Source organism: Paenibacillus thiaminolyticus (assembly GCF_003591545.1).
Taxonomy (GTDB): Bacteria; Bacillota; Bacilli; order Paenibacillales; family Paenibacillaceae; genus Paenibacillus_B; species Paenibacillus_B thiaminolyticus_A.
Map to the genome: position 1 here is coordinate 148,482 of NZ_QYZD01000003.1, position 26,975 is coordinate 175,456.

Below are 26,975 nucleotides of genomic sequence, written 5' to 3' on the forward strand. Positions count from 1 at the left end.
AACACAAAACAATAAGAGTCAAAATAAAACATTGACAAACAACGTACGAAGTAGGAAAATGAATGACGTAAAGTACGTGTTCAAAAGCGAACTTTTTGAACAACCTCATAAAGGCATGTGTAATCAGGGAATCTACAGGAGGTGACATCGTGCTAACCCAAGCAACACCCTACTATTCTGATTTTGAAGCGAAGAAAATGATCTGTGAAATCGGCAGAAGAATGTACCTCAAAAATTTCGTGGCTGCCAACGACGGGAACATTACGATAAAAACCGGTCCCAACATGATCTGGGCCACGCCGACAGGAGTGAGCAAAGGCTTTATGACCCCGGACATGCTCGTCAAGCTGGATTTGGACGGGAAGGTGCTGGCTGGCAACCGGAAGCCGTCTTCCGAGATTAAGATGCATTTGCGGGTCTATGCGGAGAATCCGGACGTGCGCGCGGTTACGCATGCGCATCCGCCGGTGGCGACCTCGTTCGCGATTGCCGGCATCGATCTCGATCAGGCCGTATCTCCGGAGGCGGTCGTTATCCTGGGAACGGTCCCGGTCGCGCCGTATGCGACGCCGGGGACGCAGGAGGTGCCGGACTCGATTGCCCCGTTCTGCAAGGATTACAATGCGGTGCTGCTGGCCAATCACGGCGCGTTGACCTGGGGCAAGGACATCATTGAGGCCTATTATCGTCTGGAGTCGCTGGAGCATTACGCGCTGATGCTGATGTACTCCGGCAAAATCATCGAGCAAGCGAATGAATTGAATTGCAGCCAAGTGTCCGACCTCATCGAGATTCGCAAGAAGATGGGCATTCAGAGCGGAGGGATGCCAAGCTGCAAGCCGGAGGGGGCCGTGAAGCCGAGCCGCGGGGAAGCCCGGCCCATGAGGGATGCGGACAAGGAAGAGATCATCAGTCAGATTGTCGCCAGAGTGACGGACCAAGTGCTTCAGCAGCTTCAATTGAAGGGGTGAACGAAGTGGGCATCAAGCTATCGGAATCGGATATCCAGAGCATTATTCAAGGCGTGTTGAGAAATATCGAGCAGAACTTGCCGGGCGGCTGGGGCGGGCAGGCGGCAACCAATCATGCGGGCATCAGGCATGCAGACGCCGGGCAGGCACAGCCGGAAGCGGAGGTGACGAGTGCTGCGTCCGCGGAGAAGGGCGGCGAATGGGGCGTCTTCGCTGAGGTAGAGGCAGCCATTGATGCGGCTTCCGAGGCGCAGACGACCTATATCCGGCAGTTCAATCTGCAGGATCGGGAGCGGTTCATCGCCGCCATCCGCCGCGCGACGCTCGAGCAGAAGGACGTGTTGGCGAGCATGACCTGGAAGGAGACGAAGCTCGGCCGCTATGAAGATAAAATCGAGAAGTTGGAGCTGACCGCAGCCAAGACGCCCGGCACCGAAGACTTAATTGCGAAAGCGTTTACAGGAGATGACGGGCTGACGTTGGTGAAGGAAGGCCCGTTCGGCGTCATCGGCGCCGTAACGCCGGTGACGAACCCGGTCGAGACGGTGATCAACAACGCGATCGGGATGCTGGCGGCAGGGAATGCGGTCGTCTTCAACGTGCATCCGTCCTCCAAAGCCTGCTGCGCTTACGCGGTGCAAATGATGAATCGGGCGGTACAAGAGGCGGGCGGTCCGGCGAATCTGGTCACGATGGTGAAGGAACCGACCAAGGACACGCTCGACGCGATCGCGCAATCGCCGAAGGTTCAGCTGCTCGTAGGAACAGGCGGCCCCGGATTGGTGAGAGCGCTGCTGCGTTCGGGCAAGAAAGCGATCGGCGCCGGCTCGGGCAATCCTCCCGTCATCGTGGATGACACCGCTGACATCGAGCGGGCCGCCCAAGCCATTATCGCGGGAGCTTCCTTCGAGAACAACATTCTCTGCATTGCGGAGAAAGAGGTGTTCGTCGTGGACAAGGTAGCTGACGATCTGCTGTTCCACATGCTGAATCACGGCGCATACCAACTGGACGACCGCGAGCTCGAGCAGGTGATGAGCTTCACGCTGGAAGTGAATGAGAGCGGGACGGCCAGCAGCTGCTCGCTTGATGCGAAGCGCGAATACCACACCGTGAAGGAGTGGATTGGGAAGGATGCGGCCCTGTTCTTGGATAAAATCGACGTAGCTCCCGACAAGGAGGTCAAGCTGCTTATCTGCGAGGTTGATTTCGACCACCCGTTCGTGCAGCTGGAGCAGATGATGCCGATACTGCCGATCGTGCGCGTCAGCGATCTGGAGGAGGCGATTCGCCTGGCCGTCCTGGCGGAGCACGGCAACCGGCATACGGCATTGATGCATTCCACGAATGTGGCGAATCTCGCCGCCTTCGAGCGCGCGATCGGCACGACGATCTTCGTCAAGAACGCCTCGTCGCTCGCGGGCGTCGGTTCAGGCGGAGAAGGCTTCACGACGATGACGATCGCCGGGCCGACGGGCGAAGGCTTGACATCGGCCCGCACGTTCACGCGGAAGATGCGAAGCGTCCTTGCGGAGCGCGGAACCTGATCACCTGATTTCGGGAATAATCCCGGGCAAGAGAGGTAGATGATGATGGCAGAGGGCAAAGCATTGGGGTTCGTGGAGGTTCAAGGCTACAGCGTAGCCCTGGCGGTGATGGACAAAGCCTGTAAGACGGCTGACGTGCATATTCTAGGTATTGACGCGAATAACCCGCCGGAGAACATGGAGACGTCGATCCCGCTTATGATCCAGGTGAAGTTCAGCGGCACGGTCAGTCATGTGCAGACGGCTCTCGCGGCGGCACGGGAAGAGGCGCTGACGTATTTGCGCGAGGATCAAGTGATTACGAAGTGCATTACGTCAGGCAGCCCCGGCATCGCCTCCTTGCTGACGAAGGGCAAAGTAGCGGTGAGATAGACGGGAAGCCGGAGTCTATGTCCGGCAATGGGCAGGTACAGAATCGGGCTTCCCGGCATGAAGGGGAGGGGGCGGCATGAAGCGTGAAGTGAAGCAATCTCTTGGCATGATAGAAACGATAGGCATCACTCCGGCTATCCGCGCGGCGGATATGATGGTGAAATGCGCCTACATTACCGTATTAAGCATTGAAAAGTCAGGAGCAGGCATCGTGACGGTGCTTATTCAGGGCAAGCTGGATTCCGTTCAGGCCGCACTCGAGCTCGGCGTGCTGGAAGCGCAAAATACGGGAGAGCTTGTCGCCGTCCATGTCATCAACAATCCGGATGACGGGCTCGCCGGGCTGCTGCCGCGCAATGGAACGGAGGGAAGCCGAGAATGACGTATGATGCGATTGGTGTAATCGAGGCCTGCTATTTCGCGACGGCGCTGGAGATGACCGACGCGATGAGCAAGGCGGCCCAGGTGGAATGGCTTGCCAGCGAGAAGGCCTTGGGCGGAAGGCTGGTGACGATTATTATCGGCGGCGATGTCGCCAACGTGAAGGCGGCGGTGGAAGCGGCCAAGGCGGTCTGCGCTGGCAAAGCGGCCAATCTGCTCGCCCATGCGGCGGTCATCTTGAAGCCTCATGCCGAGATAATGAAGTTCGTTATGCCTGCGCAGGCGGGGGAAGAAGAGCGTGCCGGGTCTGGGGCAGCGGAGGTTGCTGCGGCAAGGGATCAAGACAAGGAAGCGGCGGCTGCGGTATTCGACGCAGGCAAGGCAGCAGCATCTGAGCCGGCCGTCAGCGAAGCGAAGGCGAATGCGGGTCCGGCTGCCGATGCGGAGACAAGGCCGGCTGCACGGGCCGGAACGAAGCCCCCATCTACTCGGAAAGCTGCCCGGCTAGCCACGGCAGAGAAGAACAAGATGAAGGAGGAACAAGGAGATGAACCAAGCATTGGCGATTGTGGAGACGAGAGGCTTGACGGCGGCGATTGAAGCGGCGGATGCGATGCTGAAGGCGGCGAATGTGGAGATTGCGGGTACGGAGAAAATCGGTTCCGGACTCGTGTCGGTTATGGTTCAAGGCGATGTCGGCGCGGTCAAGGCCGCTGCGGAGGTCGGAGCCGAGGCGGCGCAGCGCGTGGGCGAATTGATAGCTGTTCATGTCATCCCGCGTCCGCATGGCGATGTGGCTAAGCTGCTTGCCGCAGGGAAATAAGTCGGGCAAGCAAGACCGGCATCATAAAACTTCATTTTCACATCCACAAGGAGGCTATCCAAATGAACGAATCATTGGGAATTATCGAGACGAGAGGCTTGACGGCGGCGATCGAGGCGGCGGATGCGATGCTGAAGGCAGCCAATGTGGAGATTGTGGGCACGGAGAAAATCGGTTCCGGACTGGTGACGGTCATCGTTCGCGGCGATGTCGGCGCCGTGAAGGCTGCGACAGAGGTCGGGGCGGAAGCCGTGCAGCGGTTGGGCGAGCTGGTGGCGGCGCATGTGATTCCTCGTCCGCACAGCGATGTGCTGAAAATTCTCCCATCCCTGAAGTAAGCGGGGTAACCGGTCATCCTGTCCATCCATCTATCCGGTAAGGAGCGGACCGGGCAGGAAGGAAACCTTGGTCATGAGCGAGAGAAATGGCTTGGCGGCGGTGATCGAAGCGGTCGATGCGATGCTGGGGCCGGAGCGGAAACGGTGCAGAGCGCTGGCGAACTCGGGGCTATGCATGAGATTCCGTGTCGGCCAAGAGGAATCGCCCGCATCCTGCCTGTCCAACCATCATGGCGGTGATAAATATGACGGAACAGGTTAATAAGGAACTGACGGATTATATTACGCAATTGGTTATGGAAGAACTGGAACGCTGCGGCTTGGCTCCCGCCCGGGAGCCGCTCCGTGTCGTGCCCGTCGGCGTCTCTGCGCGTCATGTGCATCTGTCGCAAGCCGATATGGAGCTGCTGTTCGGCCCTGGCAAGCCGCTGACCAAGTTCAAAGATATTTCTCAGCCTGGCCAATACGCGGCGAACGAGAAAGTCACGGTTATCGGCCCAAAGGGAACGATTGAGAACGTTCGTATTCTCGGGCCGTTCCGCAAGCATACGCAGGTGGAGATTGCGGCCAGTGAAGCGCGCAAGCTGGGCGTTCAACCGCCCGTTCGCGAGTCGGGCCGGATCGAAGGCTCGCCAAGCGTACAGCTCGTCGGTCCGCACGGCGCCGTGACGCTGACGCAAGGATGCATCATCGCCGAGCGCCATATTCATATGACACCTGCCGATGCCCGCGCGTATGGCGTCCGGCATGGGCAGAAGGTACAGGTGAAGGTGCCGGGCGACAAAGGAGGCATCATGGACCACGTATCGATCAAGGTGCGGGAGGATTACGCGCTGGAAATGCATATCGATACGGATGATTCCAATGCCTTCGGCATCAAGCAGGGAGACGCCTTAGAAATATTGCGGTGAAAGCGAGGCTTATGGCGATGAAGATGGGCAAAGTGGTGGGCAATATGATTTCCTCCCGCAAATATGACGGGCTTCAGGGCTACAAGCTTCTCCTCATTGAATTATGGTATACCGAGCCAAAGACGTATATCGTCGCCGCCGACACCATCGGAGCCGGTCTCGATCAGCTTGTGCTGGTGGCGGAAGGCAGCAATATTCAACAGGCGCTGACGAAGCCGGCGCCGATCGACGCGCTTGTCGTCGGCATCATCGACAGCGAGCCTGCGCTTCCCGCCGCCCCGTCTAGCGGGTGAGGAGGACTTTTGATGAATGAACCATTGAAGAAGGTATTGGCGGTTGGCGATGCGGCGGGCAGACGACATGCTGGGCGTGCTGTACGAGGAGATCGGCGCGGCGTTCCAGGGGACGCGGAACACGGATGAGGCGCTGAAGCGGGCCGAAGGGCGCATTATCGCCATGCAGCAAGGAGGAGGCTGATCCTATGAAAATCATCATTATCGGCGGAGTCGCGGCAGGCATGTCCGCCGCATCCAAGGTGAAGCGGACCTCTCCGGAGGCGGAGGTCGTCGTGTACGAGAAGGGAAGCTTCCTGTCTTACGGCGCCTGCGGCTTGCCCTATTATGTATCCGGAGCCAACGATGATTACCGGAACATGATCGCGCGCACCCGCGAGCAGTTCGAGCAAGCGGGCATTCAGACCCGCCTTCGGCATGAAGTCCTGAAGATTGTTCCCGAATCGAAGCGAATTATGGTAAAGGATCTGGACAAGAACAAGGTATTCCTCGACCACTACGACAAGCTGATGATTGCGACCGGAACCGTTCCGATTGTGCCGCCCCTGCCGGGCAAGGATGTGCCGGGGGTGCATTTGCTGAAGACGCTGGAGGACGGCATCGCGCTGAAGGAAAAGGTCGCTTCTCCCGATGTCCAGGACGTGGTCATCGTAGGCGGCGGCTATATCGGCATTGAGGTGGCCGAGGCGATGGTCGAGCTCGGCAAGCGCGTCCGGGTCGTCGAGCTGGGCGATCGTATCCTGAAGACATTCGATGCGGAGATTAGCGGCATCGCTTCCCGGGAATTGGCGGACAAAGGCGTCAGCCTGAACATCGGGGAGAAGGTCGAGGCGATTGACGGAACGGAGCGGGTGACCGGCATTCGCACGGACAAGGGCAGCTATCCGGCGGATATGGTCATCTTGTCGGCGGGAGTCAAGCCGGCGACCGGCTTCGTGAAGGGGACGGGAATAAGATTGGCCCGCAACGGCGCCATTATTATCGATCGCGAGATGAGAACCAGCGTGGAGGACATCTATGCGGCGGGGGACTGCGCCGAAGTATACAGCCGCGTCATGGAGGAGAATACGTATATTCCGCTCGGCACGACGGCGAACAAGTGCGGGCGGATTGCAGGCTTAAATCTGCTGGGCAAGCATGAGAAATTCATCGGCACGCTGGGCAGCGCCGCGATCAAAGTGCTGGGCCTCGAGCTCGGCCGCACCGGCATGTCGGAAGAGGACGCGCAGCGGTTGGCGATCGACTATGGAACGGTATGGGTCAGCGCCGCCGATCATCCGAAGTATTATCCCGACCCGACACCGATACATCTGAAGCTGATCTATGAGAAAAAATCCGGCGTGCTGCTCGGCGCGCAGGGCATCGGCGAGAAAGGGGTCGTGCTCCGCATCGACATCTTGGCGGTGGCGATTCATAACCGCATGACGGCAGCGGAGATGGGCATGGTCGATCTCTGTTACGCGCCGCCGTTCGCCGGCGTCTGGGATGCCGTTCATATCGCATGCAATGCTATCAAATAGGTGGTGGACCGAATGAGTCGAAAAATAATTTCCCTCCAAGAAGCTGCCGCGCTGGTGCGTGACGGGGATATCCTCGCTCTCGGCGGCAATGTGCTCCACCGCGCGCCAATGGCGATGGTGCGGGAGCTGGTCAGACATCGCAAACGCCGCCTGCGGGTAGTGAAGACGGCGGGGGCGCATGATATCGATTTGCTGTGCGCGGCAGGCTGCGTGCAGTCGGTCGATGCGGGCTTCGTCAGCTACGAGACCGAATACGGCCTCGCGATGCATTATCGCAAAGCGGTGGAGCGGGGCGAGGTACAGGGGCATGAGCATGCGTGCTATACGGTCATCTGCGCCCTGCGCGCGGCGGCCTCGGGTGTTCCGTTCATGCCGGTGGCCGGATTGAAGGCGGGGGATCTGATCGCCGCCAACGATTATTTCCAGGTCATCCCGAATCCGTTCGGAGATGAGCCTGTCACGGTGGTCCGCTCGATCGTGCCTGACGTGGCCGTACTCCATGTGCAGGAATGCGACGAGGATGGCAACGCCGTCATTCTCGGCCCGAAGTTCGAGGATGTGCTGATGAGCCGCGCCGCCAAGCGGGTCATCCTGACCACCGAGAAGATCGTGCCGAAGAGCAAGATGCGGATGCGTCCCGACAGCGTCGATATTCCTCACTTCCTCGTCGAGGCCGTCGTTCACGTTCCGCGCGGCGCCGCGCCATGCTCCTGCGAGAAGAGCTATGAGGCGGACTTCAAAATGCTGGAGCGGTTCGTGAAGATGAAGACGGCGGCAGAGATCGAGGAGTATGTGCAGGCGTATGACAGCAAGGATCGAAGCGGGATGAAGGCAGGTGGTCAGTGGTGAATCAGTCGAATCAAGCGCAAGCGTCCGCGAAGCAAGCACGGGGCAGCGACATCATGGCCTGTGCGCTTGCCCGCATGCTGCAGGACGGGGAGACGGTATTTCACGGGGTGTCATCGCAGATGCCAATGGTCGCCATGATGCTGGCTCGGCAGCTTCATGCGCCCAATCTGGTGCATCTCAACATCCCGGGGGGCGTCAACCCTTCTTCCATTAAGAAGGCATCCTACTCCTCCGCAGGGGCGGATTTGCTGGCCAGCGCGGAAGCGTATTTTCCGCTGGAGCAGGTCTTCGACCTGTCGATGCGCGGCGGGCTGGATGTCGCATTTCTCGGCGGCGTGCAGTTCGATGCGCTGGGCAATGTGAACGCCTCTGTCATCGGGGATTACCGTAAGCCGAAGGTCCGCTTGCCTGGCGGAGCCGGGAGCGCCGTGCTTATCCCGACCGCGAAGAAGGCGATTATATGGCGGACGAAGCATGATCGGCGCACCTTCGTCGACAAGGTCGACTTCGTGACGACACGGGGCAATGTATGGCGAATCGTCACCCCGCTGTGCGTGTTCGCGATGAAGGATGGGATGCTGATGCTCGACAGCATTCATCCGACATCCTCCCTGGAAGAAGTCGTGCGGAACACCGGGTTCGAGGTCAAATACGATGAGCTTCGCTTCACTCCGCTGCCGACAGCCAGAGAATTAAGCGTATTGAAGCAGATCGATCCGTTCGATTACCGCTCAAGCGAATTTTGAGGTTTCCGCAGCGATAATTGCAAGTATAAAAGCACAACCCGCAAGCCAACCTCCTTTTAACGGGGACCTGGACTGCGGGTTATTTGTGCTGGAGTCACATATGAAACTGTAATGAAGTTAGCGGAATGTAAGGTAACTTTTGTTTAACTTTTTCAAATATCGAGATAATATGCCAGGGTTTTCATGTAGAATGTCGAAATGATACTCAAGAGTCCGAGTTTTGTGGCTAAAAGAAACGGGACACTCAAATCGAACACTAATCATGATAAAAGGAATTAGAATAAAATGAATCAACAACAGCGTTTGATCTTAGTCAAAGGTGAAGACAAGACTTCCGAAATTCATTCTTATACCAAGGTAAACTTGTATGTTCATATTACATTCAAAAATAATAAGTCTAGAACGTTCTCTTTTCGAGCGGAAGATGTGGTTATCAAATCATTTTCTGAAGATATTTCATTTGAAAACAAAGCTATTTATAAAGATAATATTCCTCTTTACGGCGTAACAAAAGCGGTTCATTTTGATGGTATTGTTAAAGTTCACTTTGCAAATGGAGGAAGTGAAATTATTGACTATGGAGCCCTAAGGCTGCAGGATCAGGATATGGAGCGAGAAAAGTCAGTGAGAGATATACTCTCTTATTGGAGGGAGCTTGCATCATATGCCAATATCGACGATGAAAAGGGTTCTTTTTTGAAAAAACAGATGGATAACATGAAAGTCATTCATTCTGATAGCGTTTTACACAGCTATTTAAATCAAGTACCGATAAAGCGCACGGCTCCAAGTTCAAAAAATGTGATATTTCCGTTTCCGTTCAACGCGAGTCAGAAAGAAGCTTTGAGTAATGTATTAAGCAGTAATATGTCCGTTATAGAGGGACCTCCAGGAACGGGGAAAACCCAAACTATTCTCAATATAATCGCAAATCTATCCATTCAGGGAAAAAGCGTAGCTATTGTCTCAAGCAACAATGCGGCAGTAAAAAATGTACAAGACAAGATGGAGAACGAAAATTATCATTTTCTCCTCGCAGCTCTAGGTAAGAAGGATAATATTGATAATTTCTTCAAAAACATTCCGCATTACGATGTGACAAATTGGAAAAGCGAAAAAAGTGAAGAAGAGCTTTTGACGCAAATAAATGATATAAATAAGCTGGTCGACGATCTATTAGAGAAGAAAAATGAAGAAGCGAAAATACAACAGGAGCTCTCGGCCTACCTTTTGGAGCAACAGCATTTTGAACGATATTATCAAGAACAAAAAATAGAGAAAATAGAGAACTTATCATTTTATCGCAAGTCCCCGGACAGGATAATATCCTTTCTCATCGATCACCATTTCGCAAAAGACAAGGGGATCTTGAACAAACTAATTTATAAAAGCAAATTGTTTGTAAAACATGGTTTTTTCCATTTCAAAAAGCTAAAAGAAAAAGAAATCGAAATCATACTGAATTTTCAAAGAAAATATTATGAATATAAAATTGTTGAGTTAAGAAAAAGGAAACGAGAAATAGAAGAGGAATTAGAAAAGAGATCGTTCGAATCTCTGCTTGAGGAGCACAGAACGTATTCATCGGCATTGTTTAAGCACAAACTTTATAAAAAATATTCAACCCTTCGGCCGTTTGGCCTAGAACGTAAAACATATAAGTACTCAGCTAATTTTAAACAATTTATTGGGCGTTTTCCTATCGTTCTGAGCACGACTCATTCATTGCGAAACTGTATAGCGGCTAATTTTCTGTTTGATTATTTAATTATTGATGAGGCATCTCAGGTTGATCTGGTTTCTGCTGCCCTAGCACTGTCTTGCTGTAAAAATGTAATCATTGTCGGTGATACAAAACAGTTGCCTCATATCGTAAACCAAAACATAAAAAACAATGTAAATGATGACGGTATTGCTCCGCCATATAATTATTCACAACATAATATATTGACATCTATGCTTTCTCTTTATGGCTCCCATTTGCCGCGAACCATTCTGAAAGAGCATTATCGGTGCCACCCCAAAATTATAGATTTTTGTAATCAAAAATACTATAATGGCGAGCTTATCCCTTTTACAAAAGAAAGGGAAGGAGATGAGCCATTGTTTTTGTACAGGACGGCTAAAGGGAATCATATGAGAAAAGTAGTCCACGGCAAAAAGGGGAGGTATAACCAAAGAGAGCTTGATGTTACAGTGGAGGAAATACTAAATAACCCTGCTCTAAATATAGAGAACTATTCAGATGTCGGTTTTACTACGCCATACCGTAAACAAGTGGATAAAGCAACAGATGTATTGCATTCAGATATTGAAGCCGATACGGTGCATAAATATCAAGGACGGGAAAAGCCTATTATCATTATGTCTACGGTATTGGACAATACATATGTAGGAAGGAAAGGTATTGAGTTCGTAGACGACCCGTGCATCATCAATGTTGCTGTATCGCGGGCGCAGGAGAAGTTTATACTGGTAACGGATCATGGGCTTTTCAACAAATTAGGAAAAGAAGTCAGCGATCTGATTCGCTATATGGAGTACAATACATTAGATGACCATATCATATACAGCGAAATCGTTTCTGTTTTTGATTTACTGTACAAGCAATACTCAAGTAAGTTGATAGCACTTAAGAGCAGGATGCAGCATATCTCAAAATATAAATCCGAAAACATATTGTATCAGCTGCTTAGTGATATTTTGCAAGATGAGCCATATCATCATTTGAATTTCACACACCAAGTTTATCTGAAAAATCTACTCAACCATACTCGCCACTTGAACGACGAAGAGGAGAGATATGTAAAACACAATTCATCTGTTGATTTTGTCGTTTATTACAAATTGAACAAGAAACCGTTATTGGTAGTTGAGGTGGACGGATTTTCTTATCATGAAAATAACCCGGAGCAGTTAAAGCGGGATAAACTAAAAAACGACATTCTAGAGAAATACAGTCTCCCGATAATCCGACTTCCGACAAATGGGAGCGGAGAGGAGAAGAAGCTTAGAATCAAGTTGGATGAACTTATTGGTCATACAAATTGAAAAATTGAAATTATGTTTACTCTGGGCTCTAAGGCGAAACTTAGAGCTTTTTTCTTTCCTTGAACATTTTCGATATTCTCAATTCAAGAAATTTCTCCCTCGCGAAGAGAAACTTATCCCATCAATTATGTCAAGGAACAAAAATATTTAACATTTACATTAATATTACATTTAGAGGTAAAATGACCCAAACTAAAGACTGAATTTGAAAAGCCGCTATGTATTCGTTTTCTTGGTTATTCATGCGGATTTACTTTTGCATGCCAATTAGGATAGGTTGAATAGTAGAAATGGCGTAATCTGTAAAGTAAGGAGGCGAGAGGAGATGTTTCCGTTTGTTGAGATCGGCGTCAAGGAAGCTTGGCTCTGACCTCAAAAAACGAGCAATTGCACCCAGAAATCAGCTGAATGTGAGATAGAAAAAGGAGTGAGTGCCATGCAGTACATTTTTTATGGAACAGCTGTCACGTTTCTGGTGTTTCAACTTCTGTATACGATCATCCCGTTGCTGTGCAGCAAGGTGAAGAAGCTGAATCCCGATCTTGCTGAAAAGTCGATTTCGGTGCTCGTGCCCGCTTATAACGAGGAGCTTACGATCAAAAATTGCATCGATGCCATGGCGGGCCTGCATTATGAGAATTATGAAATCATCGTCATCAACGACGGTTCCAAGGACGCCACCTTCGCCAGACTGGACGAGCTGCTCGAATTGGAGCCGGATGACCGTGAAGCGGACAATAAGCTGTCTTATAAACCGATCAAGGGATTATACCATTCCCGGCGGTACCCACGGATCTTTGTTATCGACAAACTGAACGGCGGCAAGGCGGACTCGCTCAATGCGGGCATCGATTGCGCCGCGTCGGATATCGTTATTACATTGGATGCGGATAGTATGCTGGAAGCGAACGCGTTGAAATATGTGAATCAATATTTTCATCAAGACGATGTGATTGCGCTGGGCGGCACGGTCAAGATTGTCCAGGGCGCAGAGAAGAAGGACGGCGTCATCGTGGAGAGGTTCCGGGGCAGAGGGCTCATTAAGAGCCAAATCATCAACTATATTCATGGCTTCTACGTCCGCAAATTAACGCAATCCGTTTTTAATTCGATTGTTGTCATTTCAGGCGCATTCGGCGCTTTTTACAAGGATATATTGATTCAAGTGAACGGGTTCCGCAGCACGGTGGGGGAAGACATCGATATTACGTTGAAAATTCATGAGTATATGAAGGCGAAGCGGTTGAAGAAAAAGCTGGTGTACGCGCCGGAAGCGGTCTGCTACACCGAATGTCCGGAGAACCTGCCCAACTTCTACAAGCAGCGCATTCGCTGGCAAAAGGCATTTGTCGACTGCATCTTAATCTATTGGTCAAAGCTGTCGCAAAAATTTTCTTCTGGCGTAAGCCTGTTTTTTGCGATCGACGGCTTCATGCTGGGTACCTTCTCGGCGTTCACGACGCTATTTTATTTGTCCCAGGCTCTTATCGCAGGCGGAAATGTCATTCATGCGCTTATTTTTCTGCTGATCAGCCTGGTGTTCAATGCGGCCCAGATCCTCATTTCCTTATATTTATGCAAAAAATTTGGCAGTACTTATTCTTTCAAGGACTATGTGAAAATGTTCCTGTTCAGCCAATACGAATTGCTGACCTACCGGAATTTGCTGCTCTACATTAATATTGCCGGGACGTTCAAGTATTTTAACAATGATGAAGGCTGGGGCTTCGTCGAGCGCAAAGGCGTCGCCGCCATTAGTCAGAACATCGCTGCCGGATCAAATTAATGGAATGGAGGAGCACGCATGAGCAGCGTTTTTCACAATAAACGGATTTTATATGTAGATATTTTGCGGATTCTGTCTATTATCGCCGTCATTATTTTGCATTTTACCGCCGAATTGTTGACCAGTTCGAATGATTTCAACACCTCCTCATGGTGGATCAGCAATCTGTTTAATTCGATCTCGCGCTTTGCCGTTCCGGTCTTCTTCATGATTAGCGGGGCGATGATTCTGAGAACCGAGATCCGATCCTATCCGGAGTTCTATAAAAAGAGGGTTGTGCCCTTGCTCATTCCGCTTGTGAGCTGGTCGCTTATCTACGGCTTGTACAATCAGTACTATATTTTACAAAGCAAGATGAATGCCTACGAGTTCGTGCTGGACTTCGGCTATCGGCTGCTGACGGACAGGACCTATGTGCATTTATGGTTCCTGTATGCCATTATCGCGATTTACATGACGGTTCCCTTAATCAGCAAATTAATCAAAACATGCAGCGAGCGGGATCTGCGTTATTATCTGCTGCTGTGGTTCATCGTCAGCATCGCCTATCGCTTCATCTCCGATGCCGTTTTTCGCGCCACGGATCAATATATCAACATTCCGATTATGAATATCCCGTTTTTCATGGGGTTTCTGGGCTATTTTATTTTGGGATATTATCTCTTTCATTACGAACTGCCGCGGCGGGCGAAAAATATTGTGTTCAACCTCGGCATCGTCTCCTTCTTCCTGACTCCGGTGGCGACATATTTTGTATCGCAGCGGAGCGGCGTGCTGGATGAGATGTTCTACGGCAACTATTCCATTACCACCTTCTTCATGGCAGCCGGCATGTTTATTTATTTCAAGGAAAAGGAAGAGCGGATCAGCGAAAAAGTGAATCATAAAATCCAGAAATTAATCAGTTCCGTTTCCAAGGCCAGCTTCAGCATTTATCTAATCCATCTGCTCATCGAAATGATGGTATCCGGCCGAACGGAAGTGCAGGCGACGGTGCTGGAGGCGGCGATCAGTTTGCTCGTCAATATTGCAGTTATTTTCAGCATCAGCTACATCACCGTCAAGGTGCTCAATCTCAATAAAGTGGTTACATACGTATTATTCGGCGGAAGAGGGTAGAGCGATGAAAGTGAGCCTGTTGACGAAATGCTTTATTGTTGTGCTGCTGGCCGGAATGGGCCTGTACTTCTATCAAATCTCGAACGCGGGGGATCGGAAAGTCACCGCAGTCTATGTGGAAGCGTGGAAGGATTACAAGAATATCAAGCTGTCGGAAAAAAATGTGGATATTGCGTTTATCGCCTTTGCCAAGATTGATGGCACGAATATTTATTTTCATGAAGACGGGACGACCAATGATCAGATCAAAGAAAATATTAAAAAGCTGAAAGAGCAAAATCCGAAGACCAAAATGGTCTTGGCGGTGGGCGGCTATGGCGCGGACGGCTTCTCTGACGCTTCCTTGGACGGCAACCGCTATCTGTTCACCGAGAGCATCATCAATATGGTGAAGGAGCTGGAGCTGGACGGTGTCGATATCGACTGGGAATACCCGGCGTTCCATGCTTGGAATACGCAGAAGGCGCGCCCCGAGGATACGCAAAATTTTACAAGTCTAATGAAGGAATTACGGGAAAAGCTGTACCGGCTGCCTCACCCAAAGAACAAAAAATATCTGCTCACCTTCGCTTCGGGTACCCAGGATTGGTACTTCCAAAATGTCGAGGTCAACAAAGTCGAAAAATACGTCGATTACATTAACGTGATGACCTACGACTTCACCGGCAGATGGTCGGACACGACCGGGTATAACTCGAATCTGTATCCGGATCGTGAGAAGAAGGCCAAGCACAGCATCGATCAAGTCATCACGATGTACCTGGAGCATGAGATTGACAGCAAAAAGCTGCTGCTCGGCGTCCCGGCCTACTCCTACGGCTGGAAGGACGTCAAGAGCAAGACGGACGGCTCCTTTTCCCCCGGCAAGCCGATCGATATCGACAAAACAGATCTCAGCTACAAAACGCTTGAAAAATCGTACCTGAACAAAAACGGCTATAAGCGCTACTACGACGATCAGGCCAAGACGGCCTACCTCTATAACGGCAGCACGTTCATCAGCTATGAGGATAAGGAGGCTCTGGCGGAAAAAGTGAAATACATCAAAGCCAAAGAGCTGGGCGGGGCGATGGTCTGGGAATACTCGCAGGACGCGGAGGACGGGATTGTGAAGTTTTTGGGGGAGAGTTTGAACAAGTGATGAGGGAAAGTACAAATGGACTAGAGGAGCGCGAATATCGTGCTCCTTTTACCGCTGGGGTTGTGGTGGTGGTGAAGGTTCTCATCAAGAAAAAGAATGCCAGACTCATGATGGAAGAGAAAATAAGACAGGCTTGAATCGATACTGACCTATGTGGAAAAGAGATAATCAGAACGGGTTTGATAGATCAATTATCTCCCGAATATCGTCGATGCCTAGCGCGTCGGCGATTTTTTCGATATGGGCGAAATTATGTTCGCGCGTTTGCCATTCGACAGTTCACTTAGCGCAGCATCGGCTAAGCGGGACAATTCCCGCAGAGAAATTCCGTGTTTTGTGGTTAGCTCAGCAATTTTTACTGCCACTTTTTTGCCCATTTCGGTGTCCTCCAAACCTACATTGTTTGACTGTATGCATCAACGTACCATATAATAAGTTTTGACATGGTACGCATATGCGTATAACAAAGTGGGACAAGAAATAATGGAGGAAATATCATGCCGGACTGGGTTAAGGAAGCGCTTTGTCAGCGTCTTGAACTGTTTCAGGGAACGCCGAGATGTTACATGATATCCTTCACCTAAAGAACAAATTACATCAGTTAGAGCATCTATTCATAGACCAATTGGATAATGCGGGAGAGAAAAATTGCATCGTGAATGGTTAGCCTTACACGAACAGATCGCATCTCTTCAAAAGGGCTGGCTTTATGCGGATGAATAACAGAGCAAAGTATTTACATCATCAATGTGCTCAACGGTCAATAGACTGTTGAGTTTTTTTGTTTTCCGTCTTTTTTTACCTGTACTTATTTTCTTTATTTTGGTATATATATAAATGCGAGTATTAATAATGAATTATAATCCATTAAAGGAAGGAGATGTTTTGGGTTGAAGTTTCTCAAGAAAACATTGGCGGCATTTTTGTCGATGGTGGTTTTGATGGTTCTATTAGTAACACCAACATTTGCGTATAATGCTGAGGAGAACTATAATACCTTTCAGACTAATGTAGTTGATGAAAATTTCAATGTCGTTGGAAAGAGAATTACAGCAATCACAACTGAAACTCTTGAAAATGACGGAGTCAAGACAATAAAACTTCATGAATCAACCCACTATATACACTAATATGGGAATCGCTCCTTATGATTATTTCAAGTGTTTTGCTCGTGAAACATCAAATAATATCTTTATGGACAGTCCTAGAGGCGGCAGTATTACAAAATGGCTATATTCAAGTAACGATTTGTCTGATTTCAAAATGTACGCAAATAATGTTGCTTCAGCAAGAACTACCATAAATGGAGCTGCTGCTAGCTTAATCGCAGGTGGAGTTTTAGTGCTTTCTCCTGGTGTAATCTTTGGGTTAATTGGTACAGTTCCTTCAGCACTTATTCTATGGAACGCTGGGAATAGTGGTGACGAGGCCATGAAAAATGCCTATAATCTTTTAGAAAGAGTAGATGGATACCAGCCGTCTAATTAAATATGATGAATCGCTATATTAACATTTTTAGATATCTGACTGCTTTAGGCGCTGTTCTCTTTGGAGCTATTGCAGTTTTTGGCAAAGAGAGTGAACTTATGTATTTGGGCATTATGCTTTTAATGCTCTCTCTAAATGTCTTTGCTCATGCTATCAATTTACGTGGGAAGAGAGAAAATAAAGCAAAGGAAATTACTTCATATGTAGTTGGTTCTATTGTATTCTTTGTTTCAGTGTTTCTTATTCTTAGAAATTGGTGAGTTTCTAACACTAACTCAAATGCCAACAGACTTAAATATTTTATGAACTTACACATTAGGTGAAAAGCCCGTATCCGTTCGAGGATGCGGGCTATTTCGATACTCGGTACAATTAATTGTATTGTTCTGAAAATGGGGCCAAAAAAGGAATTCAGCGAGGTACTAGACAAGTTGTTGGACAAAAAAGTTTATCTCCTCCCTTTTCGTTTTACTGCCGACTCGATATTGGCTTTCTCGGAATACCGAGGTCAAAAAAGTCATCGACGTCATGACCTACGACTTCACCGGCAGATGGTCGGACACGACCAGGTATAACTCCAATCTGTATCCGGATCGCGAGAAGAAGGCCTGCTGGAGCGGGCCAATGAACGGGCGCGCCAGGTGCTGCCGCTGCTGCAGAAGGAATATATATGGGCGCTGCTCCAGGGCAAGCAGGAGGCTCCAGCCGAGCGGGCGCGCCATCTGCGGGAGCTGGGCATTCCGCTGCAGGCAGAGCGGCCGATACTGCTGCTGCTGGGCCGGGTGGACACGTGGAAGGAATCGTTCACGCCGCTGGACAAAGCGCCTGAGCAGCGAGCCGACGAATTGGCCCATGATCTCGGAACGCTTCCATATGCTGAAATATTGCTTCGTCTACGGGCTTGGCCTATCTCCCGCCGTCATTGTCACGGACTCGGATCTGCTCAGGCTGCAGGAAGGCGAGGAAGAGGCGAACGACTACTGCCACCATATCCGGCTGCTCCTGCAATTTCAATAGAACAACCACCGGGAAGAGTTCAATAATCTATATCTTTACCTGACCGCCATCTGGACGGATGATTCGCATGCCTACGGGCGCAAGATGGAACTGTATCACTCTCTCGCCTCCATCTTCCTGTCCTGCATGGATCAGGATGAACCGTTCCGGCAGGAGGTGCACGCGAAGCTGGACGCGACGCTGCTGTACCAGAAGGATCAAGCGGTCTCCTGGCCGGATGTGAAGCAGTATTCTGGAATCTGGCCGACTGCTTCTTCACGCGCCAGGCTGCCCAAGGAGGGCAGGTGCCCGCCGATCTGGTCAAGAAGGTGCACCACTTTATCGAGGAGCATCTGTCACATGATATTTCGCTTATCGCTATCGCGGATCATGTCGGCCTCAATTCGTCCTACTTCTCGCGCTTGTATAAGCAGATGACGGGAATCGGCCTGTCCGACTACATCAACGAGTACCGGAATTTGAAGGCGAAGGAGTGGCGGTTGAACAGCCCGATGAAGATTAATGAGATCGCGGCGGGGCTTGGCTACAATTCCGCACTCGCGTTTATCCGGTTTTTCAAGAAGCAGAATCAGGTGACCCCGCAGGAATATCGGCTTCAATGGCAGGCCAGGGAAGTCAAGAAGAGTATATAAGGCGGCTTCCATGATGAAAACTAAGGCAGATAGATAGAAAGCCGGGGTCCGAGGCCCCGGCTTCTGCCTGTTTATGTTGCTTCAGAGTGTCTACTCCCTCAGCAATGAAATCCTGCGTTAATGCAGCAATTTACGCTATCCAATCTACTATTTGATGGTTTTCCTGCAAAAGTACATCATTTTTAGTGATTTTTGCTTTCTATCTAGTGAATAGGCTGAAATTGATGGAGTTTTGCAGGAATTCCTGTAACGGAGTAAACGTCATAAAGGAAAACTGCACTTTTACAGTTTTTTCAGCAAGCGGAGCGGTGAGAAGCAGGGGTGGGGCTATCTCGCTACAGCTAAAAACCTACTTGATGGGAATGCCCTGGGTCTGTGGTAAGCATGAAATTCACGTTCTATTTTGTTTCGCCTTGCAGCGCGCGTACGAACAGAAGAAGATTCCGGCCAATCTCATCGTCCATCAGGGACGGATTTTTTTCAATAGGGCTTGAAGCTCCGACAATAGTGAGTCATCTGGCGTTATGCGGTGATCAGCGGGCTCAGGAGCGAAGGCCGGCGCCGCTTTTTCCGATCTGTCCCCGCTTTTTCCTCCTTCAGATACGTGTCCATCCAATGCTTGTTGTCCGGGATGCGGTGGACGAACTTCAGCAAGACGCCGAACCAGTCCCCTCCGTTCACAATGGCTTCATGCATCTGTTGGTGTCCTTCCGGATCGAACCGCTTCATCAGATCGCCAATGTTGATATAATTGTCGGGCGCTCCCGCCGGCTTGGAGGGCATAGATTCCGGCGTCGCAGGATGATGCACGATCGCATCCTCCGCCAGCTTGCGTCGGGTCGGACTGATCTCAACCATATCATAATTCTCGCCTACAGGCTTCCCCGCTTCCCATGTCATGTCGCGCTTGCTTTGTCCTTCTGACTTGCTCAGGTTGTACAGGTTCGGGGGAAGCAGCGGGCTGTGGTTGATTTTCATCGCTTCATCTCCTTCTCCGTTAAGATTTTATCGAGATGCTAGATTCAGGATGTTATTTACTATATCGGCCAATCATTGAAAACGTTTGATAGAAAGGAAGGCGGCTTACAGTAATGCCTGAATCCCCGAGACAAGGCCGTAAAGCCTCAAAAGAACGGGCTGATGCTGTATGCAGCAAGCTAGAATTTTAAGACATATTTCGACACGGGCGCATGCGGAACCAAGTTGCTAACCAGGCAGATTGGTGGCGATCGAAGCGATATTTTGACGACTTGGCTCGGGAATACTTTCTTTCAGAAAAGAAAAAAGACGAAAGTGAGATTCGAATCAAAAATGGATTTCAAAAATATATTTACAAAATATTTCAATTTGTGTACAATTCTATCAACTTCTTGGGCTTGTTCATCAGGTTAATAGTATACGAGACAAGGAGGCATGAAAAATGAAAGGCAAAGCTTGGCTTCGGCGATGGCTGGTTCTCGTCATCGCGCTCATTATGGGCATTACTTCCGTACCGGGGGTATATGCGCACGCGGGAGAGCAGACCGATAATTCGGTCAGGATGGCGGAATCCAACAGGACTCGGCTGCCGCCCGCCGTTGTAGATGGAGAAGTATATGGCGAGTTCGGACAGAAAGGGACAGGATCTTATATTGTGAAGCTGCGGGAGCAGAGTGACGTGGAGGTCGCCGCGAAGCTGGCCAAGTCTTATTCCGGCTTGAGCGGGGAGACGTCCGCGAAGCGCAAGCTGACCGTGCGAAGCTTCGTCTTGAACGATTTGAAGGATACAGCCTATCGGACTCAGTCCGGGATCACCGATGAGCTGGACACGGGCCTAAGCAATGGCTCGGTGCAGGATTACCGCTCCTTCTATATCGTGAACGCCATTGCGGTGACAAGCACGCGGGAGGTGATGGAACGGCTGGCAGCCCATCCTGAAGTGGAGCGCATTACCCCGAATCGTAAATACTTGCTGGAGGTGCTCGACGAGGGGCAAGCTACAACCGATTCCGAGCCGCCGCAGGCGAATGGCACGGGGGAATCGGCCCAGGATATGACGGGAAGAGCTGCGGCAGCAGTCGAGTTGCCTTGGAATTTGAGCAACTTGAATGTGGCTCAAGCGTGGGAGAAGGGCTTTGACGGGATGGGCGTCGTTGTCGCTAACATGGATTCAGGCGTCGATCTGAATCATCCGGCGTTGAAGCGGAAGTGGAGAGGCTACAATGCCGAAGGGCAGGCCGACCGGCCTGAGTTGAGCTGGTATGACGCGACGCCGGAAAAGAAGAAGCTGCCATTTGACGGCAACGCCCACGGAACGCATGTGATGGGCACGATGGTCGGATCGGAGCCCGATGGACGCAACCCGATCGGGGTCGCGCCGCAGGCGAAATGGATCGCCGCGCGCATCTTCAACTCGGCTGGCGAGGCGACGGATGCGGGCATATTGGCGGCAGGCGAATGGATATTGGCGCCGACTGACGAATCGGGGCGCTCCTATCCCGAGCTGGCTCCGGACATTGTCAATAATTCCTGGGGGAGCGTGCAGGCCGGGAAGAATGAGTTTTTTCAGGATATTGTCCGTTCATGGCGCTCTGCCGGTATCGTGCCTGTCTTCTCGGCAGGCAATACGAGACCGCCTTATAACTACGGCGGGCCGGGATCTGTCACCCCGCCGGGGAACTATCCGGAATCCTTCGCGGTCGGAGCGGTCAACAGCAGCAACCGGCTGGCTGACTTCTCGCTTCAGGGCCCGTCTCCTTACGGCCAGATGAAGCCGGAAGTATCGGCGCCTGGCGTTAGTATCCGTTCCTCGGTACCGGGCGGCTCTTACGCCCTCATGAACGGGACATCGATGGCTGCCCCGCATGTGGCCGGAGTTGCCGCGCTGGTGCTGCAGGCCAATCATTCGCTGACGGTGGATCAGGTGGAGAAGATTTTGAAGGATACGGCAATCGCGTTGACGGACAGCAAGTTCCCGCAGAGTCCGAACAATGGCTATGGGTCAGGCATCGTGAACGCCTTGAATGCCGTCTCCACCCAAGAAGAAGGTCTGGGCGAGCTTGAAGGGACGGTAACGGTGGATGGAGAGGATGCCGAAGAACCAGTCATCGAACATCATCCTCTGACGATCGTGTACAACGCGCTGGATCAGGAAATATCTGCCCGAATTACGGACGACACAAGCGTCACCCGGGCGGAACTGGAAGTGAAGACAAAGGGGGAACAGGCTGGAACTGCAATACCGATGGTCCGGATGTCGGGAGATTACCGGGACGGAATGTATGAAGGCATCATCCCGTCATCGATGCTGGACACGGCTGGGATCGAATACCGGATTCGGGCAGAGGATTTCGGAGGCAACGAGGCAGTCTCCCCCTGGTGGCCCGTAGAAGTATCGGAGGGAGTCAAGCTTGGATACGCACAGGACTTCGAGACGGACATCGAAGGATACGGCTTCGGCGGGGAACCGGGCATCTGGGAATGGGGCGTACCGACGAGCGGGCCGGGACAGGCGAGCTCGGGAAGCAAAGTGATGGCGACCCGGCTTGACGGCAATTACCCCACCGGGGTGGAAGAGTCCTACTTCGTCATGCCGCTTATCGATCTCCGGGACAGCGAGCACACGATTCTGAGCTTCAAGCATTGGTATAAGCTCGGAAGCTGGTACTCTATTCAGCTGGATAAGGCGGAGGTTTTTATCGGGCGGGAGTCGAAGCAATTCGAATTCGAGCTGGTGAAGCAATTTGACGGGAAAAGCGGCGATTGGAAAACGGAATACATCGATTTGTCTCCGTACAAAGGAGATCGGGTTGTCGCTCTTTTTAATCTCCGGGGCGCCAACGGAAGCGATGAAGGATGGTATGTCGACGATATCGAGCTTACCGGACCGACTGATTTCCAGCCTGACGCTCCCAAGGTGAAGGCACGGAGTAACGCACCGGGCAAGGTCATCCTCGAATGGGAGCAGGAGCCGCAAGGCGATGTGAAGGAGTACGTCATCTACCGTTCGCCGGAGCCGGGCGGATCCTACCAGGAGATTGGCGTGAGCACAGGACGCAACTATGCCGACCATCCCTTGCCGCAGGAGGGGACATACTTTTATACCGCCAAGGCAAGGACATACAGCCATGTGCTTAGCGAAGCTTCGAACGAAGTGAGCTGGACCTTTACCGGCGGGGAGCTTATTTACGGGGAAAATTTCGAAGGCGGGGACAAGGGTTGGACGCGTGAAGGCGACCCGAACGAGTGGGAGCAAGGGGTACCCGATCCGAGATATGGACCGCCGCAAGCCGTGTCCGGCAAGAACGTCATCGGCACGAACTTCACCGGATATGTCTCACAAAATACGAATCAAAGCATTATTTCCCCGGAAATTGATTTGACGGGAATAAAGCATGCGTCCCTCTACTTTCAGCAATGGTATGATCTGGAGGATGGGGATAAAGGCTACGTCGAGATTAGCGAGGATGGCGGCGCTGCGTGGCAAAGCCTGGCGGCCTATCCGAAGCCAACCTATAACACGAACCATCCTAAAAGGTTTTGGTATATGGATGAGATCGACATTGGCAAATACGACGGCAAAAAGGTACTTATCCGCTTCCGGCTGAAGACCGGAGAAGCCTCTCTGGCGAAGGGCTGGTATTTGGATGATATCCAGGTGCGGGATACGCCGCCTGTCAAAACATTTATTCCAGCCGGGGCTGGAGTCCAGCCTGCTGACGAAGCGGGGATGAGAGCGGCAGACAAGGAAGAACGAGTCACTGATCGGGATACGGCGGAGGAAGCGTCAGCGGCTCCGAGCTTATCCGCATGGAGAAGCATGAACCAGGAGAAGGCTTCCTTTAGGGCGGCAGACGGGGCAGAGAAACGATCTTCCGGCCTTCCGGCCACGGCGACGATTACAATCGTCGATACGGACCGTTCGACGAAGACCGATTCAGGCACGGGCCGCTATCGGTTGAAGCATCCGCCAGGGACTTTTAAGATGCGGGTAGAAGCGTATGGTTATCATACGGTCGAACAGACGGTGACGATTACCGATCAGGAGCGAACCGAGGCGAATATTCATCTGCAATCGCTCTCTAGCGCCACGATTAGCGGCATCATTACCGACAAGGCGACGGGAGAGCCGATTGCCGGGGCAGCGGTACGTGTGAGGGAAGATTCGCATGTGCCATCCGCCGTTACAGATGAACAGGGGAACTATACGCTTGAGGTCTACGCAGGAGATTACACGCTGCTCGTCTCTGCGCGCGGGTATTTGCCTTATGAGCAGCAGATCCGTGCGGAAGGGGCCGTCACGAACCCGATTGTGCTGAAAGCTTTCCGTGGAACGGAGCTTGCTTACGATCGAGGGGAGGGGGATAATGCTGTAGCTTATTACAGTTCAGGCAACGGCTATGCGGTGCGCATGACAACCGACGGCCCGGCCCAGGTGACCGGGGCGCGAATGTTCTTCTGGGATGATGATTGGCCGGTTCCTGGCGGAACGGCCCTCCGCTACGCACTCTATGACGCATCGGGACCCGGCGGGCTACCGGGCGAGTTACTCTCCGGCCCGCACGCAGGAACGGCCCGCGTGGACGGAGAATGGACCGAGCTTTCTTTTCCGAACGGTCCGTTCGTGGACGGCGATTTCTATGTAGTCTATATCCAGGACGGAGCTTATCCTGACGTTCCGGGGCTTGGTGTCGATGAAGAGGGCGTTAATCACGGGCGCTCCTGGAGGCTGGAGGACGGAACCTGGACACGGGCGACGGCCGAGCAAGGGAACTACATGATCCGTGCGCGCATTACGAGCCCTGATCCTAACCGGCCGGTAACGAAGATTACGGTTGAACCGCGTGACATCGCTTTGTTCGAAGGACAGCAGATTCAATTGCATGTCAAGGCGGAGGATGAGGCCGGGAACGAGAGTGACGTTACCGCTCTGGCCGCCTACGCGGCAGATGCTGAACAGGTTATTGAGGTGAATGCGCAAGGATTGATCACGGCGCGCTCGGCGGGCGAGGCGACGGTGACGGTAACGCATGAAGGTCTGACAGATACTGTTCGGGTCATCGTGACCCCGGCTCCGGACATCCCAGAGGGTGAGATTCGTTCGATTGCCGCCCACCCGCCGGAGCTGTCATTGAAGGAAGGAGAAACTTCGCAATTAACGGTCACGGCCGCGGTCTATTCCGAGGGCCAGGAACTGACGGTCCCGCTGGTGAAGGGCCTGGTGTTCCGTTCGCAGGATGCCGGCATTGCCGCGGTCGATGACGCGGGACAGGTCACCGGCATTCAAGCGGGCGAGACGGAGGTGACCGTAAGCTATGGCGAGCTGGAGGCTGTTGTGCCGGTCATGGTAAGGAAGTCCGGTGTGCCTCCGACGGAGGAAGTACGCTCGATCCATGTCGAACCTGAGGAGTTGACATTGAAGGCGGGGGAATCAGCCCAGTTGACCGTGACGGCGGCCGTCTATGCTGCGGGCGAAGTCAAGCTCATCCCGATTACGGAAGGATTAACCTTCACTTCCTCCAACCCTCAAGTCGCCCGGGCGGAAGCGGACGGCCGAATTGCCGCCCTGAGAGAAGGGGAGGCCCGCATCGATATTGCCTATGGGGTGCTGAAGACAGAGGCGCTCGTGAAGGTGAAGGGAGCGGACATCGTGACGCCGCCAACGACTCGCCCGGATCCGCCATCATCTGCTTCGGGGTCGGGATCCTCTTCAAGCTCAAGCTCGAGCCCGGCTTCGCCAAGCGGGACCCCGATTCGGGTGGATGGCCGCTTGATCGGGACGCTGTACGTGACCGATGGCCAGGGCGGCAAGCAGGCGCGCGTCCGGATTGCTTCCGACTGGTTCGATAAGGAGCTGGACAAGGCGGAAGCCGGCGCCTCGGCTGCGATCGATCTGTCCTCGTTGTCATGGAAGGAGTACAGAGCAGTTGGGTTGGAGATAGGAGCCTCTTCGGCCGAACGACTGGCCAAGTCCGGGAAGGCGCTGTATCTGAAGGGCTTCCGCTTCGCATTGACCGTGCCAGCAGAAGGGATCCCGGATTTCATTGACCGGGATGGACTGAAGCTGACGCTCTCCGTCCAGGAAGGCTCCGGCACGAGCAGCGCCCGCCAGGCTCTGGTGTCGGGCGGTACCGCGGCGCTCGTGTCGGACATCATTGGTATGAAGACCCCGGTTCGCACACAACAGGCACAGGAGCAAAAACCGACAGCTGCGAATCAACAGGGAGCGGGGGGAGAGACGGACGTGTCGGGCATCGGCTCGAAGAGCGCCGCTTGGAACCATTCCCTGCTGTTGGAGCTAGAATTGGATGAACAACTGGTTCGGCGGCCGCAAGCTGCCGGCGTCTATGGACGCAATGAAGCGGAACCGTGGGCCTATGCCGGGCTGCCGAAGCGGATAGCCAACGGGCAGGGCAAGAACGGCACGCATGTTCTGACTGTCCCGGTACGGCAGCCGGGTGAATATGCGGGACTGGAATATACGAAAACATTTACAGATATCGCGCAGCATTGGGGCCGCGCCAAGATTGAAGCGCTGGCTTCCCATCATATCGTCTCAGGCCGGAGTGATCACCGGTTCGCGCCGAATGATCCGGTGACACAGGCCGAATTCTTGACCTTGCTGGACCGCATCACGGGCAAGGAACCGGATTGGCAGCGGCGGTCCGGCGAACCGGGGGCCCATGAGGCGCTGCGGCGCGAGGATATGATCGTCCTGCTCGTGACGGCGCTCGATCCGGAACTGCCGCAAGGGCCGGCTGAGGAGCCGGACGAGTCGGCGCTGGAGCAGGTATCGCCGGAAGCGCGCGAAGCCGTAGCGTATGCCTATCAGACCGGATTGGTCAAAGGCATGGGCGCGGGCGGGTTCGCAGGGGATGCTCTGACGACCCGGGCGCAGGTGGCGGTCCTCCTGTACCGCGTATTGCAGCAAATGGGACATATGTAGTCAGCAGATAACAGAGCCGTCCTGCAAGGGAGCAGCAGCCTTGCGGGACGGTTTTTTGCGATGAAA

General features: G+C 52.4%; 27 protein-coding genes and 1 pseudogene. 25 read left to right on the forward strand and 3 right to left on the reverse strand.

Annotation, left to right across the window (positions count from 1 at the left end; genetic code table 11):
• Positions 1 to 197: 197 nt before the first annotated feature.
• From DQX05_RS05640 to DQX05_RS30575, 19 genes are all read left to right on the forward strand, one after another.
• A complete protein-coding gene (locus DQX05_RS05640; protein WP_119791897.1) occupies positions 198 to 971 on the forward strand; it encodes a class II aldolase/adducin family protein in 774 nt (257 codons plus the stop codon).
• A 5-nt stretch (positions 972 to 976) separates the two neighbouring features.
• Positions 977 to 2,518 (forward strand): aldehyde dehydrogenase family protein, encoded by a 1,542-nt coding sequence (locus DQX05_RS05645; RefSeq protein WP_119791654.1) that lies wholly within the window; start codon positions 977 to 979, stop codon positions 2,516 to 2,518.
• Positions 2,519 to 2,557: 39 nt separating this feature from the next.
• A complete protein-coding gene (locus tag DQX05_RS05650) occupies positions 2,558 to 2,890 on the forward strand; it encodes a BMC domain-containing protein (protein ID WP_259391799.1) in 333 nt (110 codons plus the stop codon).
• A 76-nt stretch (positions 2,891 to 2,966) separates the two neighbouring features.
• Entirely contained in the window at positions 2,967 to 3,272 is a 306-nt protein-coding gene (locus DQX05_RS05655) for a BMC domain-containing protein (RefSeq protein WP_259391800.1), read from the forward strand.
• A complete protein-coding gene (locus DQX05_RS31360; protein ID WP_220483158.1) occupies positions 3,269 to 3,871 on the forward strand; it encodes a BMC domain-containing protein in 603 nt (200 codons plus the stop codon). Before DQX05_RS05655 ends, DQX05_RS31360 begins: the two co-directional genes overlap by 4 nt.
• Complete coding sequence (locus DQX05_RS05665; RefSeq protein WP_119791656.1) at positions 3,819 to 4,094, forward strand: BMC domain-containing protein; 276 nt, start codon at positions 3,819 to 3,821, stop codon at positions 4,092 to 4,094. The genes DQX05_RS31360 and DQX05_RS05665 overlap by 53 nt, the downstream gene beginning before the upstream one ends.
• Positions 4,095 to 4,156: 62 nt before the next feature.
• The gene (locus DQX05_RS05670; protein WP_087440596.1) at positions 4,157 to 4,432 is read left to right on the forward strand and encodes a BMC domain-containing protein; all 276 of its coding nucleotides are present in this window, start codon (positions 4,157 to 4,159) and stop codon (positions 4,430 to 4,432) included.
• A 73-nt stretch (positions 4,433 to 4,505) separates the two neighbouring features.
• Positions 4,506 to 4,694, forward strand: coding sequence for a hypothetical protein (locus DQX05_RS05675; RefSeq protein ID WP_119791658.1), 189 nt, complete (start codon positions 4,506 to 4,508; stop codon positions 4,692 to 4,694).
• Complete coding sequence (gene pduL / locus DQX05_RS05680; protein ID WP_119791660.1) at positions 4,678 to 5,343, forward strand: phosphate propanoyltransferase; 666 nt, start codon at positions 4,678 to 4,680, stop codon at positions 5,341 to 5,343. The genes DQX05_RS05675 and pduL overlap by 17 nt, the downstream gene beginning before the upstream one ends.
• A gap of 17 nt (positions 5,344 to 5,360) precedes the next feature.
• Positions 5,361 to 5,636: a EutN/CcmL family microcompartment protein gene (locus DQX05_RS05685; protein ID WP_259391801.1), complete on the forward strand. Its 276-nt coding sequence runs from the start codon at positions 5,361 to 5,363 to the stop codon at positions 5,634 to 5,636.
• Between the two features lie 43 nt (positions 5,637 to 5,679).
• Positions 5,680 to 5,820 carry a hypothetical protein gene (locus DQX05_RS30570; RefSeq protein ID WP_182914633.1) on the forward strand — a complete coding sequence of 47 codons (141 nt, stop codon included), beginning with the start codon at positions 5,680 to 5,682 and terminating at the stop codon, positions 5,818 to 5,820.
• Positions 5,821 to 5,824: 4 nt separating this feature from the next.
• Entirely contained in the window at positions 5,825 to 7,156 is a 1,332-nt protein-coding gene (locus tag DQX05_RS05690) for a CoA-disulfide reductase (protein WP_119791664.1), read from the forward strand.
• Positions 7,157 to 7,168: 12 nt separating this feature from the next.
• A complete protein-coding gene (locus tag DQX05_RS05695) occupies positions 7,169 to 8,005 on the forward strand; it encodes a CoA transferase subunit A (RefSeq protein WP_119791666.1) in 837 nt (278 codons plus the stop codon).
• Positions 8,002 to 8,751, forward strand: a complete 750-nt coding sequence (locus DQX05_RS05700) for a CoA-transferase subunit beta (RefSeq protein ID WP_259391802.1) — start codon at positions 8,002 to 8,004, stop codon at positions 8,749 to 8,751. The genes DQX05_RS05695 and DQX05_RS05700 overlap by 4 nt, the downstream gene beginning before the upstream one ends.
• Before the next feature lie 285 nt (positions 8,752 to 9,036).
• Positions 9,037 to 11,802, forward strand: a complete 2,766-nt coding sequence (locus DQX05_RS05705; RefSeq protein ID WP_119791668.1) for an AAA domain-containing protein — start codon at positions 9,037 to 9,039, stop codon at positions 11,800 to 11,802.
• A 436-nt stretch (positions 11,803 to 12,238) separates the two neighbouring features.
• On the forward strand, positions 12,239 to 13,588 hold the full coding sequence (locus tag DQX05_RS05710) for a glycosyltransferase family 2 protein (protein WP_119791670.1): 1,350 nt from the start codon (positions 12,239 to 12,241) through the stop codon (positions 13,586 to 13,588).
• Between the two features lie 18 nt (positions 13,589 to 13,606).
• A complete protein-coding gene (locus DQX05_RS05715) occupies positions 13,607 to 14,707 on the forward strand; it encodes an acyltransferase (RefSeq protein WP_119791672.1) in 1,101 nt (366 codons plus the stop codon).
• 4 nt (positions 14,708 to 14,711) lie between these two features.
• Positions 14,712 to 15,848: a glycoside hydrolase family 18 protein gene (locus DQX05_RS05720; protein WP_119791674.1), complete on the forward strand. Its 1,137-nt coding sequence runs from the start codon at positions 14,712 to 14,714 to the stop codon at positions 15,846 to 15,848.
• Complete coding sequence (locus DQX05_RS30575) at positions 15,848 to 15,985, forward strand: hypothetical protein (RefSeq protein ID WP_182914634.1); 138 nt, start codon at positions 15,848 to 15,850, stop codon at positions 15,983 to 15,985. Before DQX05_RS05720 ends, DQX05_RS30575 begins: the two co-directional genes overlap by 1 nt.
• Before the next feature lie 31 nt (positions 15,986 to 16,016).
• Here DQX05_RS30575 and DQX05_RS05725 read toward each other — a convergent pair.
• Positions 16,017 to 16,225, reverse strand: a pseudogene (locus tag DQX05_RS05725) (helix-turn-helix domain-containing protein).
• Positions 16,226 to 16,738: 513 nt separating this feature from the next.
• On the opposite strand from DQX05_RS05725, the gene DQX05_RS05730 reads away from it, so the two are divergent.
• The 3 genes from DQX05_RS05730 to DQX05_RS05735 are packed head-to-tail and all read left to right on the forward strand — an operon-like array spanning position 16,739 to position 17,596.
• Positions 16,739 to 16,978 (forward strand): hypothetical protein, encoded by a 240-nt coding sequence (locus DQX05_RS05730; RefSeq protein ID WP_119791676.1) that lies wholly within the window; start codon positions 16,739 to 16,741, stop codon positions 16,976 to 16,978.
• Positions 16,953 to 17,336: a hypothetical protein gene (locus tag DQX05_RS30235; RefSeq protein WP_147385157.1), complete on the forward strand. Its 384-nt coding sequence runs from the start codon at positions 16,953 to 16,955 to the stop codon at positions 17,334 to 17,336. Before DQX05_RS05730 ends, DQX05_RS30235 begins: the two co-directional genes overlap by 26 nt.
• 2 nt (positions 17,337 to 17,338) lie before the next feature.
• Positions 17,339 to 17,596: a hypothetical protein gene (locus tag DQX05_RS05735; RefSeq protein WP_119791677.1), complete on the forward strand. Its 258-nt coding sequence runs from the start codon at positions 17,339 to 17,341 to the stop codon at positions 17,594 to 17,596.
• A gap of 273 nt (positions 17,597 to 17,869) precedes the next feature.
• On the opposite strand, the gene DQX05_RS32800 is transcribed toward DQX05_RS05735, so the two are convergent.
• Positions 17,870 to 18,190: a hypothetical protein gene (locus DQX05_RS32800; RefSeq protein WP_310735646.1), complete on the reverse strand. Its 321-nt coding sequence runs from the start codon at positions 18,188 to 18,190 to the stop codon at positions 17,870 to 17,872.
• 19 nt (positions 18,191 to 18,209) lie between these two features.
• Here DQX05_RS32800 and DQX05_RS31690 point away from each other — a divergent pair, with 19 nt between their 5' ends.
• Together DQX05_RS31690 and DQX05_RS31695 are read left to right on the forward strand one after the other, a co-directional pair.
• Positions 18,210 to 18,353, forward strand: coding sequence for a hypothetical protein (locus DQX05_RS31690; RefSeq protein ID WP_259391803.1), 144 nt, complete (start codon positions 18,210 to 18,212; stop codon positions 18,351 to 18,353).
• A 284-nt stretch (positions 18,354 to 18,637) separates the two neighbouring features.
• On the forward strand, positions 18,638 to 18,985 hold the full coding sequence (locus DQX05_RS31695; protein WP_259391804.1) for a helix-turn-helix domain-containing protein: 348 nt from the start codon (positions 18,638 to 18,640) through the stop codon (positions 18,983 to 18,985).
• 522 nt (positions 18,986 to 19,507) lie between these two features.
• On the opposite strand, the gene DQX05_RS05755 is transcribed toward DQX05_RS31695, so the two are convergent.
• The gene (locus DQX05_RS05755; RefSeq protein WP_119791681.1) at positions 19,508 to 19,963 is read right to left on the reverse strand and encodes a hypothetical protein; all 456 of its coding nucleotides are present in this window, start codon (positions 19,961 to 19,963) and stop codon (positions 19,508 to 19,510) included.
• Positions 19,964 to 20,405: 442 nt separating this feature from the next.
• On the opposite strand from DQX05_RS05755, the gene DQX05_RS05765 reads away from it, so the two are divergent.
• A complete protein-coding gene (locus DQX05_RS05765; RefSeq protein WP_119791693.1) occupies positions 20,406 to 26,909 on the forward strand; it encodes a S8 family serine peptidase in 6,504 nt (2,167 codons plus the stop codon).
• Positions 26,910 to 26,975: the final 66 nt, after the last annotated feature.